Annotated in this window: 9 protein-coding genes; 5 read left to right on the forward strand and 4 right to left on the reverse strand. The window is 71.4% G+C overall.

Going from position 1 to position 14,567, the window contains the following annotated elements; all coding sequences use genetic code 11:
* The first annotated feature begins 55 nt into the window (after positions 1 to 55).
* Positions 56 to 1,981 carry a Xaa-Pro dipeptidyl-peptidase gene (locus ACOKM3_RS30250; RefSeq protein ID WP_426904175.1) on the forward strand — a complete coding sequence of 642 codons (1,926 nt, stop codon included), beginning with the start codon at positions 56 to 58 and terminating at the stop codon, positions 1,979 to 1,981.
* A 49-nt stretch (positions 1,982 to 2,030) separates the two neighbouring features.
* On the opposite strand, the gene ACOKM3_RS30255 is transcribed toward ACOKM3_RS30250, so the two are convergent.
* Entirely contained in the window at positions 2,031 to 2,501 is a 471-nt protein-coding gene (locus tag ACOKM3_RS30255) for a hotdog fold thioesterase (protein ID WP_403849512.1), read from the reverse strand.
* A 98-nt stretch (positions 2,502 to 2,599) separates the two neighbouring features.
* Entirely contained in the window at positions 2,600 to 4,879 is a 2,280-nt protein-coding gene (locus tag ACOKM3_RS30260; protein ID WP_426904176.1) for an FdhF/YdeP family oxidoreductase, read from the reverse strand.
* 257 nt (positions 4,880 to 5,136) lie between these two features.
* On the opposite strand from ACOKM3_RS30260, the gene polA reads away from it, so the two are divergent.
* Positions 5,137 to 7,806, forward strand: a complete 2,670-nt coding sequence (gene polA, locus ACOKM3_RS30265) for a DNA polymerase I (RefSeq protein ID WP_426906939.1) — start codon at positions 5,137 to 5,139, stop codon at positions 7,804 to 7,806.
* 136 nt (positions 7,807 to 7,942) lie between these two features.
* Here polA and ACOKM3_RS30270 read toward each other — a convergent pair whose 3' ends face one another.
* Positions 7,943 to 8,827, reverse strand: coding sequence for a DUF4184 family protein (locus ACOKM3_RS30270; RefSeq protein ID WP_426904177.1), 885 nt, complete (start codon positions 8,825 to 8,827; stop codon positions 7,943 to 7,945).
* Positions 8,828 to 9,009: 182 nt separating this feature from the next.
* Between ACOKM3_RS30270 and ACOKM3_RS30275 the strand changes: the two genes are divergently transcribed.
* From ACOKM3_RS30275 to ACOKM3_RS30285, 3 genes are all read left to right on the forward strand, one after another.
* Entirely contained in the window at positions 9,010 to 10,737 is a 1,728-nt protein-coding gene (locus ACOKM3_RS30275) for a lytic transglycosylase domain-containing protein (RefSeq protein WP_426904178.1), read from the forward strand.
* A 169-nt stretch (positions 10,738 to 10,906) separates the two neighbouring features.
* Positions 10,907 to 11,041 carry an SPW_0924 family protein gene (locus ACOKM3_RS30280; RefSeq protein WP_266720761.1) on the forward strand — a complete coding sequence of 45 codons (135 nt, stop codon included), beginning with the start codon at positions 10,907 to 10,909 and terminating at the stop codon, positions 11,039 to 11,041.
* 18 nt (positions 11,042 to 11,059) lie between these two features.
* The gene (locus ACOKM3_RS30285) at positions 11,060 to 12,064 is read left to right on the forward strand and encodes a PorA family protein (RefSeq protein WP_426904179.1); all 1,005 of its coding nucleotides are present in this window, start codon (positions 11,060 to 11,062) and stop codon (positions 12,062 to 12,064) included.
* On the opposite strand, the gene hrpB is transcribed toward ACOKM3_RS30285, so the two are convergent.
* Positions 12,054 to 14,564, reverse strand: a complete 2,511-nt coding sequence (hrpB, locus tag ACOKM3_RS30290) for an ATP-dependent helicase HrpB (RefSeq protein WP_426904180.1) — start codon at positions 14,562 to 14,564, stop codon at positions 12,054 to 12,056. The genes ACOKM3_RS30285 and hrpB overlap by 11 nt on opposite strands.
* Positions 14,565 to 14,567 lie beyond the last annotated feature (3 nt).

The raw sequence follows: 14,567 nt of genomic DNA on the forward strand, positions 1-14,567 counted from the left end.
CTCACGTCACCTCCCGTCCCGTGAGTGAACTCCCGAACGCGCCCTTGGAGGCACGATGGTGAGATCCACCGGTAAGAGACGCTTCGGCCTGTCCCTGGTGTGTGCGCTGGTGGCGGCGGTGGCCGCCCCGTCCGCGTATGCCGTCCAACCCGCCGGGCAGGCGGAGTTGAGGATCAAGGATCGTGAGACGCAGCCCGTCTTCTCGCGCGAGGACGCCGTGCTGCAGAAGGTCGACGTGCAGACGGAGGCCGACAGTGACGGCGACGGGAAGCGCGACACCGTGCGCATGCGGATCCTGCGGCCCAAGGAGACGGAGACGGCGGGCCTGAAGGTCGCCACGATCGTCGAGGCGAGCCCGTACTGGGCGGGTGGCAACGATGTCCCGAACCATGTCGTCGACCTGGACGAGGACGGTCTCCCGGAGTCGGGCAGGCGATTCCAACAGGCGCCGGACAAGGCGGGGTTGACCGGTCCTGCCGTGGCGTACGGCGGGTACTACGACAACTACTTCCTGCCGCGCGGCTATGCCGTGGCCGAGGTCGACAGCGTCGGTACCGGCGACTCCACCGGCTGTCCGACCTCGGGGGGCCGCAATGAGACGCTCGGCGCGAAGGCCGCGATCGACTGGCTGAACGGGCGCGCCAAGGGCTGGGACACCGAGGGCGATCCGATCCGCGCGGACTGGTCGACCGGTGACTCCGCCATGATGGGCATCTCCTACAACGGCACGCTGCCGACCGCCGTCGCCAGTACGGGAGTTGAAGGCCTCAAGGCGATCGTGCCGATCTCCGGGATCTCCTCCTGGTACGACTACTACCGCGCGAACGGCGGTGTCGTGGCGCCCGGCACGTACCAGGGTGAGGACACCGACGTGCTCGCCAGGTACGTGTACTCGCGGGCCGACCGGGAGATCTGCAAGCCGGTGCTCGACTCGCTGGAGCGTGATCAGGACCGGGTGACCGGTGACTGGTCGCCGTACTGGCAGGAGCGCGACTATCTGAAGGACGCGCGCCGGATCAAGGCGGCGACGTTCGTCGTGCACGGCCTCAACGACTGGAACGTGAAGACGAAGAACGCGGACCAGTTGTGGGAGGCGCTGAAGAAGAACCATGTGCCGCGCAAGCTGTGGCTGCACCAGGCCGGGCACGCCAATCCGATGCCGCTGCGCATGGAGGAGTGGCTGAGCCAGGTCCACCACTGGTTCGACCACTATCTGTACGGCATCGACAACGGCGTCACGAAGGAGCCCCGGGTCGACGTCGAGCAGGCCGACTTCGGGTGGAAGCAGCAGAGCGACTGGCCGGCGCCGGGCACCCGCTCGACGACGCTTCGGATGCGCGCCGACGGCACGCTGGGGAGCAAGGCGGGCGCCAAGCGCGTGCAGTCGCTGACCGACGCGGGCCGCACGGTCGCCGCGGAGAAGCTGGTGACGTCGCCGGACGACGCGAACCCGAACCGGCTCGCGTACACGACGGGGGCGCTGGACAAGGACGTCCGGCTCAACGGCGTGCCAGAGGTCGATGTGCGGGCCTCGCTGGCCGGTACGTCGCCGTACGTGACCGCGCTGCTCGTCGACTACGGGCGGGACACCCGCGCCACCTCCGGCACGGTCACCGACACCTCGCAGCAGGTCTGCTACGGCGAGGGCGTGCCGGGTCTCGCGGGTGAGACGGGGTGCGCGTACCGCTCGAAGCACCGCACCGAGACCGCCGACTACAAGATCGTGACGCGGGGCTGGCTCGATGCCCGCAACCGGGTGTCGTACGCGCGTCAGTCGAAGGTCGTCGAGGGCCGCGAGTACCGGCTGAAGTGGGACATGCAGCCCGAGGACTATGTCTTCAAGGCGGGGCACCGGCTCGGTGTCGTCCTGATCTCGACCGATTACGACTACACGCTGCGCTACCCGGCGGGCACGAGGATGACCGTGCGCGCCGGGGACAGTGCGGTGACGCTGCCGGTGGCGCCGACCGCCGAGCGGTAGGCGCCGGGCCGCCCTCCGTCATGCGGTGGGCGGCCCGGAACTTCCTCCGCTACGCGGTGGGCGCGTCCGGGACTTCCTTGAGCATGCAGGTCAGGCGGGCCGAGCAGACCCGTCTGTCCTGCTCGTCGGTGATGACGATCTCGTACGTCGCCGTGGAGCGGCCGCGGTGCAGCGGGGTGGCGACGCCGGTGACGAGGCCGGAGCGGGCGCCGCGGTGGTGCGTGCAGTTCAGGTCGACGCCGACGGCGATCTTGCCGCTGCCGCCGTGCAGCATCGCGCCGACGGAGCCGAGGGTCTCGGCGAGCACGGCGGAGGCGCCGCCGTGCAGCAGTCCGTAGGGCTGGGTGTTGCCCTCGACGGGCATGGTGCCGACGACGCGCTCGGCCGAGGCCTCCTTCATCTCGATGCCCATGCGCGTGCCGAGGTGGCCGGCGGAGAACAGGGCGACGAGGTCGATGCCGAGTGCCGCGTACTCGTCGATGACCTCTTGCGGGAACTGCGTGTGGTTCTGCTCGCCCATGGCGCCCGGCTCCGTTCGTCGTGCCTTGCTTGAGTCGTCTACGTGGCTTGAGTCGTCCGCGTGGCCGGCTTGAGCCGCCCACGTGGCTGAGCAAACGCTCAGTCGGTCCTGGATTGTTCCAGGCGGACCACGACGGACTTGCTCGCGGGTGTGTTGCTGGTGTCGGCGGTGGCGTCCAGCGGCACCAGCACGTTCGTCTCCGGGTAGTAGGCGGCCGCGCAGCCGCGGGCCGTCGGGTAGTGCACGACGCGGAAGCCGGGCGCGCGCCGCTCGACGCCGTCCTCCCACTCGCTCACGAGGTCCACGTAGGAGCCGTCGGCGAGGTCGAGGTCCTTGGCGTCGTCGGCGTTGACGAGGACGACGCGGCGGCCGTTCTTGATGCCGCGGTAGCGGTCGTCGAGGCCGTAGATCGTGGTGTTGTACTGGTCGTGCGAGCGCAGCGTCTGCAGGAGCAGGCGGCCCTCGGGTACGCGCGGGTACTCGACGGGCGCGGCCGTGAAGTTGGCCTTGCCGGTGGTGGTGGGGAAGCGGCGCTCGTCGCGCGGGGCGTGCGGGAGCGCGAACCCGTCCGGATCGGCGACCTTCTTGTTGAAGTCCTCGAAGCCGGGCACTACGCGCGCGATGCGGTCGCGGACCGTCGCGTAGTCCTTCTCGAACTCCTCCCAGGGCGTGGCCGATTCGGCGCCGAGGACGCGGCGGGCCAGGCGGGCGACGATCGCCGGCTCGGACAGCAGGTGCCGGCTCGCCGGGTCCAGGCGGCCGCGGGAGGCGTGCACCATGCCCATGGAGTCCTCGACGGTGACGAACTGCTCGCCGCTGCCCTGGAGGTCGCGCTCGGTGCGGCCGAGGGTGGGCAGGATCAGGGCGCGGGCGCCGGTGACGGTGTGCGAGCGGTTCAGCTTCGTGGAGACGTGGACGGTGAGGCGGGCGCGGCGCATGGCCGACTCGGTGACGTCCGTGTCGGGGGAGGCGGATACGAAGTTGCCGCCCATGGCGAAGAAGACCTTCGCCTGACCGTCGCGCAGGGCGCGGATGGCGCGCACGACGTCGAAGCCGTGCTCGCGGGGCGGGGCGAAGCCGAACTCCTTCTCCAGGGCGTCGAGGAACGCGGGGGCGGGGCGCTCGAAGATGCCCATCGTGCGGTCGCCCTGCACATTGGAGTGACCGCGCACGGGGCAGACGCCGGCGCCTGCCCGCCCGATGTTGCCGCGCAGCAGCAGGAAGTTGACCACTTCGCGGATCGTCGGCACGGAGTGCTTGTGCTGGGTGAGGCCCATGGCCCAGCACACGACGGTGCGCTTGGAGGCGAGGACCATCTCCAGGGTGCGCTCGATGTCGGCGCGGGACAGGCCGGTCGCCGCGAGCGTCTCGTCCCAGTCGGCGGCGCGCGCGGCCTTCGCGAACTCCTCGTAGCCGTGGGTGTGCTCGGCGATGAAGACGTCGTCGGTGGCGCCCTCAGTCTCCAGGATCATCTTGTTGAGGAGGCGGAAGAGGGCCTGGTCGCCGCCGAGCCTGATCTGCAGGAACAGATCGTTGAGCGCGGCGCCCTTGGTCATCCCCTTCGGGGTCTGCGGGTTCTTGAACTTCTCGAGCCCCGCCTCCGGCAGCGGATTGATCGAGATGATCTTCGCGCCGCCGGCCTTCGCCTTCTCCAGGGCGGAGAGCATGCGCGGATGGTTCGTGCCCGGGTTCTGCCCGGCGACGATGATCAGGTCCGACTTGTAGAGGTCCTCCAGGAGGACGCTGCCCTTGCCGATGCCGATGGTTTCCGTGAGCGCGGAGCCGGACGACTCGTGGCACATGTTCGAACAGTCGGGCAGGTTGTTCGTGCCGAACTCGCGGGCGAACAGCTGGTAGAGGAACGCCGCCTCGTTGCTGGTGCGCCCCGAGGTGTAGAAGACGGCCTCGTCGGGGGAGGCGAGGGCTTCGAGTTCCTTGCCGATGATGTCGAAGGCGCGCTCCCACGAGACGGGCTCGTAATGGGTGCCGCCCTCCTCCAGATACATGGGATGCGTGAGCCGGCCCTGCTGGCCCAGCCAGTACCCGGAGCGCGTCGCGAGGTCGGCGACCGGGTGCGCGGCGAAGAACTCCGGCGTCACGCGGCGCAGCGTGGCCTCCTCGGCGACCGCCTTCGCCCCGTTCTCACAGAATTCCGCCGCGTGCCGGTGCTCCGGCTCGGGCCAGGCGCAGCCGGGGCAGTCGAAGCCGTCCTTCTGGTTGACGCGCAGCAGCGTCAGCGCGGTCCGCTTCACGCCCATCTGCTCGCGGGCCATCTTGAGCGAGTGCTTCACGGCGGGGAGCCCGGCGGCATGGTGCTGCGGCGCCGCGACCTGCGGCGCGTCCTGTACCGGGTCGGATGCGGGCGGCTTGCTTGCCATGGGTGGCTCCCCTTTGAGCGGTCCTGCGGTGCTGCTGTGCGTCCTGCTGAGCAGTGCTGTGAGCTACGTCTCCGATCTTCGCACGAGGGTGTGACAACGCCGGTGGCGGTCCGGGGTGGGCCGCGCTGTCAGTGGGGTCTGGCAGGATCGGGGACGTGGCAGAGAAAGCAGCAGCGAATACGCCAAAGACGACGCAGAAGACGGTGGATCCGGTGGCGAAGGCAGCAGACAGCAGCTCGGGCGGGCGCCCCCGCCTGATGCTCATGGACGGGCACTCGCTGGCGTACCGGGCATTCTTCGCGCTGCCCGCGGAGAACTTCACGACGGCGACGGGGCAGCCGACGAACGCGATCTACGGTTTCGCGTCGATGCTGGCGAACACGCTGCGCGACGAGGAGCCCACGCACTTCGCGGTGGCGTTCGACGTGTCCCGCAAGACGTGGCGCTCCGAGGAGTTCACCGAGTACAAGGCGAACAGGTCGAAGACTCCGGACGAGTTCAAGGGCCAGGTCGAGCTGATCGGCGAGCTGCTCGACGCGATGCACACGCCGCGCTTCGCGGTCGACGGCTTCGAGGCCGACGACGTCATCGCGACGCTCGCCACGCAGGCCGAGGCCGCGGGCTTCGAGGTGCTCATCGTCACCGGCGACCGGGACTCCTTCCAGCTCGTCTCGGAGAACGTGACGGTGCTGTACCCCACCAAGGGCGTCTCCGAGCTCACGCGGTTCACGCCGGAGAAGGTCGAGGAGAAGTACGGGCTCACGCCGGCCCAGTACCCGGACTTCGCGGCGCTGCGCGGCGACCCGTCGGACAACCTGCCGGGCATCCCCGGAGTCGGCGAGAAGACGGCCGCGAAGTGGATCAACCAGTTCGGTTCGTTCGCGGAGTTGGTCGAGCGCGCCGATGAGGTCAAGGGCAAGGCGGGGCAGAACTTCCGGGACCACATCGAGGCCGTGAAGCTGAACCGGCGGCTCACCGAGATGGTGCGCGACGTCGAGCTGCCGAAGACGGTCGCCGACCTGGGGCGCGAGGCGTACGACCGTACGGCGATCGCGATGATCCTGGACACGCTGGAGATCCGTAACCCGTCGCTGCGCGAGCGCCTGTTCGCCGTCGACCCGGGGGCCGAGCAGGCCGAGGAGACCCCGGCCGAGCCGGGCGTCGAGCTCGACGGGAAGGTGCTCACCACGGGCGAGGTCGCGTCGTGGCTGGCCGAGCACGGCAAGGCCGTCCTGGGTCTCGCGTCCGTCGACACCTGGTCGCTCGGCACGGGCTCGGTCACCGAGGTCGCGCTGGCCGCCGCCGGGGGAGAGGCCGCCTGGTTCGACCCGTCGACGCTGGACGAGGCCGACGAGAAGGCCTTCGCCACGTGGCTCGCCGACGCGAAGAAGCCGAAGGTGCTGCACAACGCCAAGTCCGTGATGCGGGTCTTCGCCGAGCACGGCTGGAGCGTCGACGGCATCACCATGGACACGGCGCTCGCCGCGTACCTGGTCAAGCCGGGCCGCCGCTCCTTCGCGCTCGACGCGCTGTCGCTGGAGTACCTGGGCCGCGAGCTGGCCCCGGCCGGCGCGGCCGACGGTCAACTCGCGTTCGGTACCGACGAGGACGACCAGGCCGAGGCCGACGCCCTCATGGTGCAGGCCCGCGCGATCCTCGACCTGGGCGAGGCCTTCGGTGAGCGCCTCAAGGAGGTCGGCGCGGCCGATCTGCTCACCGACATCGAGCTGCCCACGTCCACGCTCCTCGCGCGCCTGGAGCGGCACGGCATCGCAGCCGACCGCGCCCACCTGGAGTCGATGGAGCAGATGTTCGCGGGCGCCGTGCAGCAGGCGGTGAAGGAGGCGCACGACGCCGTCGGGCACGAGTTCAACCTCGGCTCCCCCAAGCAGCTCCAGGCCGTCTTCTTCGAGGAACTCGACCTTCCGAAGACGAAGAAGACCAAGACCGGGTACACGACGGACGCCGACGCGCTCGCCTGGCTGGCCACGCAGACCGACCACGAACTCCCCGTGATCATGCTGCGCCACCGTGAGCAGGCCAAGCTCCGTGTCACCGTCGAGGGCCTGATCAAGACGATCGCGGCGGACGGGCGCATCCACACCACGTTCAACCAGACGGTGGCGGCGACGGGACGACTGTCGTCGACCGACCCGAACCTGCAGAACATTCCGGTCCGCACCGACGAGGGCCGCGCCATCCGGCGGGGGTTCGTCGTCGGTGAGGGCTACGAGTCGCTGATGACGGCCGACTACAGCCAGATCGAACTGCGCGTCATGGCGCACCTGTCGGAGGACGAGGGCCTCCTGGAGGCGTTCAACTCCGGCGAGGACCTGCACACGACGGTGGCCTCGCAGGTCTTCGGAGTGGAGCGGGACGCGGTCGACGCGGAGATGCGCCGCAAGATCAAGGCGATGTCGTACGGGCTCGCGTACGGCCTCTCCGCCTTCGGTCTCTCCGGTCAGCTGGGCATCGACCCGGGCGAGGCGCGGGGCCTGATGGACACGTACTTCGAGCGGTTCGGCGGAGTGCGGGACTACCTGCGGCGGGCCGTCGACGAGGCGCGCGCCACCGGGTACACGGAGACGATGCTGGGGCGCCGCCGCTATCTGCCGGACCTGAACTCGGACAACCGGCAGCGCAGGGAGATGGCCGAGCGGATGGCGCTCAACGCGCCGATCCAGGGCACCGCGGCGGACATCGTGAAGATCGCGATGCTGAACGTCGACAAGGCGCTCACGGAGGCGAAGCTCAAGTCGCGGATGCTGCTTCAGGTCCACGACGAAATCGTGCTGGAGATCGCGCCGGGTGAGGCGGCCGCGGCGGAGGAGCTGGTGCGGCGCGAGATGGCCGGGGCGGTCACGCTTCGGGCGCCGCTGGATGTGTCGGTGGGGCTTGGGTCGGACTGGGAGTCTGCGGCGCATTAGCCTCCGGTGGTCGGGTGCGGGTTGCGTTGTCGCGGCCCGCGCCCGGCTTACGTCGCGGGGCTCCGCCCCGGGCCCCGCGGGCTCTCGTCCAAGAGCGGGGCTGGAAAGATCGGGGCTCTGCCCCGGACCCCGCGCCTCAATCGCCGGCGGGGCTTGAATTGGCTGGACTCGTCGGTGGGACTTGAGGCGGCTGTGCGCGCTGGCGGGGCTGGAAGTGGCTGTGCTCGCCGGCGGGGCTAGAGGTGCGCGGCCTGACGTGGCTCACCAGCGCGTACAGCACCACCCCCACGGCGAGGCCCGCCCCCGCTCCGAAGCAGAGGGCCGGGATGATCTCCCACGGTTGCCAGGTGAGGCCGGCCCCGTTCACGTACGACAGCCAGTTCGTCACCCGCAGCGCGCCCGCGACACACGCGCAGCCCGCGATCAGGGTCCACGCGAGCCACCGCCTCCCGGTGGGTGGTGCCGGGGCGGGGGTGGCACCCCGTACCGTCCACCACGCGAACGCGGCGAGCACGGCGAGTGCGGCGGCCGAACCGGCGTACTGGACGTACCAGTAGAGCGGGGAGCCGGCGAACGTCTCGCCGAGGACGGGGAAGAGGCGCACCCCCCAGCGGCCCGGGTGCGTGAAGGCGTCCCACACGATGTGCGTCGTGGCGCCGAGCGCCGCGGAGACGTACCACCACAGCGGCCACCATCCCGTACGCCGCCCAGAAGCCCGGACCACCGCCCCCACCCGGCCCCGCACCCGCCCCGGCAAGAGCCCGAGCACCGGCTCCCGGATCAGCCGCCACACGGCCACCACCGCGAGCGCGAGCCCCACGTCCACCGTGAATACACCCGTGAACGAGTGCGTGAACGAGCCGAATCCCATCGCCCCCGGCAGCACGCCCGCCGCGTAGTACGTGAGGTCGGGCGCGAACGACCCCGCGACGAGCAGCGCGGGAACGAGCGGACCGCGCCCCGAACCGTCCCGTCGTACAAAAGGCAGCACGGCCGCGGCATGGCTGATGGTGAACGGCACGTGGCCCCCTGTCGTCCGGTACGTGCGAGCGTGGAATCGTACGACACCCTTCACCTGGCTATTCGGTCAATACCGGGCACGAACGGGTGTCTGTGCGGCGGAAGTTGTCGTAGGGTCGGCGGGATCCACGCGCTGGGGGAGCACGGCGGATCGGTACAGGCGACAAGGGGAGGGCTCGCGGCATGGCGGCGGTATTCGGCAGGCGACTGCGCAGAGGAGTCATGACGGCCGCGGTCGCCGCCGCGGCGGTGGCGGCCCTGTCCGCGTCCCAGGCACCCGGAGTGAGCCCTCCGCACCCGGACGGCGGCAATTCCGCGGCGGACCGCTCCGACGACACTCCGCCGGACTCGGCGACGGGCCCGGACTACTACACCGACCTGCCGCCGCTGGACAGCCCCACCGACGACCCGACCACCTCGCCCGGCACGGGCGGGAAGAGCGGCGACTCCGGCATACCCGCGACCGTCCTCGACGCCTACAAGAAGGCCGCCGCCGAGATAGGCACCACGAAGCCCGGCTGCAATCTGGACTGGCAACTGCTCGCCGCGATCGGCAAGGTCGAGTCCGGCCAGGCCGACGGCGGCGACGTCGACAAGGACGGCAACACGATCAAGGCGATCACGGGGCCGCCCCTGGACGGCAACGGCTTCGCGAAGATCACCGACACCGACGGCGGCTCCTACGACGGCGACACGGTCCACGACCGCGCCGTGGGCCCCATGCAGTTCATCCCCTCCACCTGGGAGTGGGCGGGCCGCGACGGCAACGGTGACGGCAAGAAGGACCCGAACAACGTCTACGACGCCGCCCTCGCCGCGGGCCACTACCTGTGCCGCGCCGACCGCGACCTGTCGAACGCCTTGGACCTCAACAAGGCGATCCTCAGCTACAACAACTCCTCGGACTACCTCGCCACCGTCCTGAAGTGGCTGGAGTACTACCGCAAGAACTCCCACTCGGTCCCCGACGGCACCGGCGTGCTGCCCAAGCACCCGAGCGGCGGCGGCACGAGCGGCGCGAGCCCGTCGCCGAGCCCCTCCCACCGGAACTCCGACCGCCCGTCGCACTCGCCGACCACGAAGGCCCCGTCCAAGCCTCCGGCCGGCGGCGGCTCGACGGCCCCCGGTGGCGGCGGTTCGACCACCCCCGGCGGGAACACCGGCGGTGGCGGTTCGACGAGCCCCGGCGAGACCACCCCGCCGCCCACCACCAGCCCCACCGCCTCCGTCACCAAGCTCGCCGACGCGGGCACCGGCACCCTCACCGCCTTGCAGGACGACTCCTTCAGCGCGCGGGTCAAGGTGAAGGCGAAGAACGCGGCGGGCTCCGCCGTCGGCTCCGCGAAGATCCGCTTCACGATCGTCGGCGCCACGGACGCCACGTTCTCCGGCGGCGCCACCAGCGCCACCGTCACCACGAACAGCTCGGGCGTGGCCACCGCGCCGGCGCTCAAGGCGGGGAAGAAGACCGGCCAGTTCAAGGTCAGCACCACCGTCGTCGGCCGCAGTGTGACAGGACCCGACCACACGGCGACGGTCACCGCGCGCGCCGACAAGCTGGAGCGGGTCGGCGCCGACGCGCTGACCTGCGAGGCGGGCGGCACCTTCGACAAGGCCGTCGAGCTGAAGGCCACGTACAAGGGCGCAGCGGCCGACGGCGTCGCCGCGACAGCGACCCTCATCACGTCCAAGGACGACGCGACCGAGGCGGACAAGGGCCCCTACTTCAAGGACGCGGACGGCAAGACGATCCGCAGCCTCAAGGGCCTGAAGGCCGGCGCCGACGGGCACTTCACGCTGCCGAAGCTGTACGCGGACGACACGACCGGCACGTTCCTGCTGCGCGTCACCACGACGGGCGGCGCGACGGTGGACGTCGAGCTGAAGGTGACCGCGGCCGCGTCCTCGTAACACCTGCCGCACGGCCCCGAGTTGAGCCCCTGACCGCACATGGTCGGGGGCTCAACTACGTCTCGTACAACGTGTTCTCATTCCCGCTCCGCGTTGCTACGGTGCACCGACCCAGAGGCCTGACGCCTCATCAGATTCCGTGTGCCGCAAGGCTGCAGGGAGGTCGGACATGCGCGCACTCGTCGCCGCGGCGATCGGTCTCGCCGCGGCGCTCGCCCTGGTCCTCACCATGACCGCGGTCGGTGCCCCGCCGGGCGAGACATCCCCGAAACCGCTGCTGCACTCCGTGCCCAAACACCCGTAGCTGAGGAGGGCCGCCGCGATGCGCCGCAAGGCCAGCCTGATCCTGCTCGCCTTCGCCGTGTTCTTCACGGCGATGTCCCCGCTGATGCGCTGGTACGCGTTCCCGCGCCTCGCGAAGATCCCGCCGAGCCAGTACCAGACCATGGTCCTGGAGGCGAAGAACGCGACTCTGATCGACTACGGGACCATGAAGGAGAAGAAGGTCCCCAAGCTCAGCATCGTGCAGACCCTCAAGGGCAACGTGGAGGCCTCGAACAAGGTGGAGGAGACCGCCGGGCGCGATGTCGTCGTCTGGGACGGCCTGACCTACGGCGTGGGACCCGACGGCAAGATGGTCACCGAGATCCCCGAGCGGTACATCTTCGACGCCCACAGCTCCGCGCCCGTGCACGCCAAGGGCGAATCGGTCGACGGCGACCCCGTCAAGCGCGAGGGCATCGAGTTCAAGTGGCCCTTCCTGACGGAGCCGCGCGACTACGAGTACTTCGACGCGCGCGCCCGCGTCACCCGCCCCATCCACTACAAGGGCACCGAGAACTTCCACGGCCTGGAGATCTACCGCTTCGAGCAGACCATCCCCTGGACGAAGGTTCCCTTCCCCAAGAAGCTGCCCGTGAAGGGCATCACTCCGGAGTCCGTCGCCAAGACCGGCACGCAGATGTGGTACTCGACCGTCCGCACCTTCCTGGTCGACCCGACCACCGGCGCCCCCGTCTACGGCGAGGAGCAGCACAAGGAGCAGATGCGCGGCGGCACCCTGCTCGCCGGCGACCCCGACAAGAAGGTCACCGCCTTCGCCGGCGACGTGAAGATGCGCCCCGACTTCATCGAGTCGACGGTCGACCTGGTCAAGTCCCAGCGCGTCCTGGTCCTCCTGCTGACGTCCTACCTGCCGTGGGGCTTCCTCGCCCTCGGCGTGGTGCTGCTCGCGCTGTCGCTGTGGCTGGAGGCGCGCAGCCGGCGCCCCGGCGAGCCGGAGGAGACGCCGGTGGCCGAGCCGGAGCCGGACCCGGTCAGCGTCTGAGGCGGGCGTTCGTGTGCCGCGTGGGCTCGGCCGCCGCCGGGTCCTCGGGCCACGGGTGCTTGGGGTAGCGGCCGCGCAGATCGGCCCGTACGGAGCGGTAGCCGTCACCCCAGAACGAGGCGAGGTCCGCGGTGACGGCCGCGGGCCGCCCGGCCGGCGACAACAGGTGTACGAGCACGGGGACCCCGGCCACCCGCGGCGTCTCGCGCAGCCCGAACATCTCCTGCAACTTCACGGCCAGTACCGGCTGTTCGGGATCGGAGTAGTCGAGCCGCACCCGCGAGCCGCTCGGCACCTCGAGGCGCTCCGGTGCCAGCTCGTCCAGGCGCGCCGCCTGGCCGCCCGCCCACGGCAGCAGCCGCCGCAGCGCCTCCCCGGCGTCGATCCGCCCGAGGTCCGCCCGGCGCCGCGCCGCGCTCAACTCCGGCTCCAGCCACTCGTCCACGCGCGCGTGGAGCGCATCGTCGCTCACGTCCGGCCAGGGCTCCCCGACGTGCCGCCGCAGAAACGCCAGCCGCTCCCGCAGCGCCACGGCGTCCCTGCTCCACCGCAGCAGCCCGAGCCCCTCCCGCCGCAACCCTTCGAGCAGAGCGTCCCGTACGAGGCCGGGGGCGGGGTTCTTGAGGGGGCGTACGGCGAGTTCGACGGCGCCGAGCCGGGTGACGTGCCGGGCCACCAACTCGCCGCCCGCCCACGCCACTTCGTCGCCCTCCTGAAGCAGCGGCGCGGCGGCCCATCGGGCGACCTCCTCGTCCACGGCCGCGCCGAGCCGCACGCGCGCGTGCCCGGCCCCCACGGGCCGGTCGGCGACGGCGACGGCCACCCACTCGGCGTCCCGCAGCGCGGAGCCGTCGGGAACGTCGGCGCGGGTCCCGGAAACCATGAGCAGCGACCCTCCGACGCGCCGGGCGACCCGCTCGGGAAACGCGAGCGCGGCGACGGTCCCGGCGACGTGATCGTCCGGTTCGGTGTCACGGGTGGCCGGTGCGGTCGTCCCGTCCTGCGCCAGGCGCGTCAGCCGCCGAACCTCACGCGCCCACCGCCCGGCATACGCGTCACGCCCTCGCCGAGCGGCACGCAACGCCCCGCCGAGATCGTCCCCGTACTCCCGCGGCGGCTCCTCGCTCAACAACGCCACGACCTCCGCCGCCCGCTGCGCGCCCACCACGGGAGCCGCGTCCACCAGGGCCCGCCCCAGCCGAGGGTGCAGCCCGAGCCGTGCCAGCCGCGCCCCCCGTTCCGTGGCGCGCCCGTCGTCCACCGCGCCAACGGCGGACAGCACGGACCGGGCCGCCGCCATCGCCCCGCCGGGAGGAGCGTCGAGCAGCGCGAGCCCCGACGCGTCCGGGTCGCCCCAGCACGCCACTTGGAGCGCGAACGCCGTCAGGTCCGCCACCTTGATCTCGGGGGAGGGGAAGCGCGGAAGACGGCCGTCCTCCGCCTCGTCCCAGCACCGGTACACCACACCCGGCGCCTCACGCCCGGCCCGCCCCGCCCGCTGCGTCCCGGCCGCCCTGGAAGCCCGTACGGTCGTCAGCGCGCTCAACCCGCGCGCGTGGTCCACCCGCGGCTCCCGCGCGAGCCCCGCGTCCACGACGACCCGCACCCCCGGCACGGTCAACGACGACTCGGCGACGGCCGTGGCCAGCACGACCCGCCGCCGCGCACCCGCCGACAGCACCGCGTCCTGCACGGCGGCCGGCGCCCGCCCGTGCACCTGCAGCACGTCCACCTCGCCCAAGGCGCCCAACTGCCCGGCCACCCGCGCGATCTCCCCGACGCCCGGCAGGAAACACAGCACGTCCCCGTCCCGCTCGGCGAGCGCACGCCGCACCACGGACGCCACATGCGTGAGCAGCGCCGGATCCACCCGCATCCCGTGCGGCGGCCGCACCGGACGCGCGGGCGGCGCCCACACCACGTCCACCGGGTACGAGACGCCCTCGGCCTCGACGACCGGAGCACCCCCGAGGAGCGATGCCCACCCCTCGGCGTCCGTGGTCGCGGACGCCGCGACCAGCTTCAGCTCCGGCCGCAGCGCCTCGCGTACGTCCCACAGGAAGGCGGCCACGGTGTCCGCGTCCAGGTGCCGCTCGTGCACCTCGTCGAGCATCATGGCGTCGACGCCGCGGAGCTCCTGGTCCCGCTGCAGCCGTTGCAGCAGCACCCCCGTCTTGACCACCTCGACGCGGGTGCGCGGCCCGACGACGCGCTCGCCGCGCACCGTGTACCCGACCCGCTCCCCGACCTTCTCGCCGAGCAGCCACGCCATCCGACGCGCCGCGGCCCGCGCCGCGATCCGCCGCGGCTCGGCAACCACCACACGGCGTACGGGAGCGTCCTCGTCGAGCAGCCCGGCCAGCACCAGCGGTACGAGCGTCGTCTTACCGGTGCCGGGCGGCGCCACGAGCACCGCGACGCCGTCCGCGTCGAGCGCGGAGGCCAGAGCGGGCAGCGCGGAACGTACGGGGAGGGCTTGCAGGGTGTCGTAACGGATCACACG

Origin of the sequence: Streptomyces nidicola (assembly GCF_050106155.1) — a bacterium.
Classification (GTDB): domain Bacteria; phylum Actinomycetota; class Actinomycetes; order Streptomycetales; family Streptomycetaceae; genus Streptomyces.

What these genes read in the sequence shown, in the direction of transcription:
- ACOKM3_RS30250 (WP_426904175.1), top strand. Translation starts at nt 56, where the DNA reads ATGGTGAGATCCACCGGTAAGAGACGCTTCGGCCTGTCCCTGGTGTGT.
- ACOKM3_RS30255 (WP_403849512.1), bottom strand. Translation starts at nt 2,501, where the DNA reads ATGGGCGAGCAGAACCACACGCAGTTCCCGCAAGAGGTCATCGACGAG.
- ACOKM3_RS30260 (WP_426904176.1), bottom strand. Translation starts at nt 4,879, where the DNA reads ATGGCAAGCAAGCCGCCCGCATCCGACCCGGTACAGGACGCGCCGCAG.
- polA (WP_426906939.1), top strand. Translation starts at nt 5,137, where the DNA reads ATGCTCATGGACGGGCACTCGCTGGCGTACCGGGCATTCTTCGCGCTG.
- ACOKM3_RS30275 (WP_426904178.1), top strand. Translation starts at nt 9,010, where the DNA reads ATGGCGGCGGTATTCGGCAGGCGACTGCGCAGAGGAGTCATGACGGCC.
- ACOKM3_RS30280 (WP_266720761.1), top strand. Translation starts at nt 10,907, where the DNA reads ATGCGCGCACTCGTCGCCGCGGCGATCGGTCTCGCCGCGGCGCTCGCC.
- ACOKM3_RS30285 (WP_426904179.1), top strand. Translation starts at nt 11,060, where the DNA reads ATGCGCCGCAAGGCCAGCCTGATCCTGCTCGCCTTCGCCGTGTTCTTC.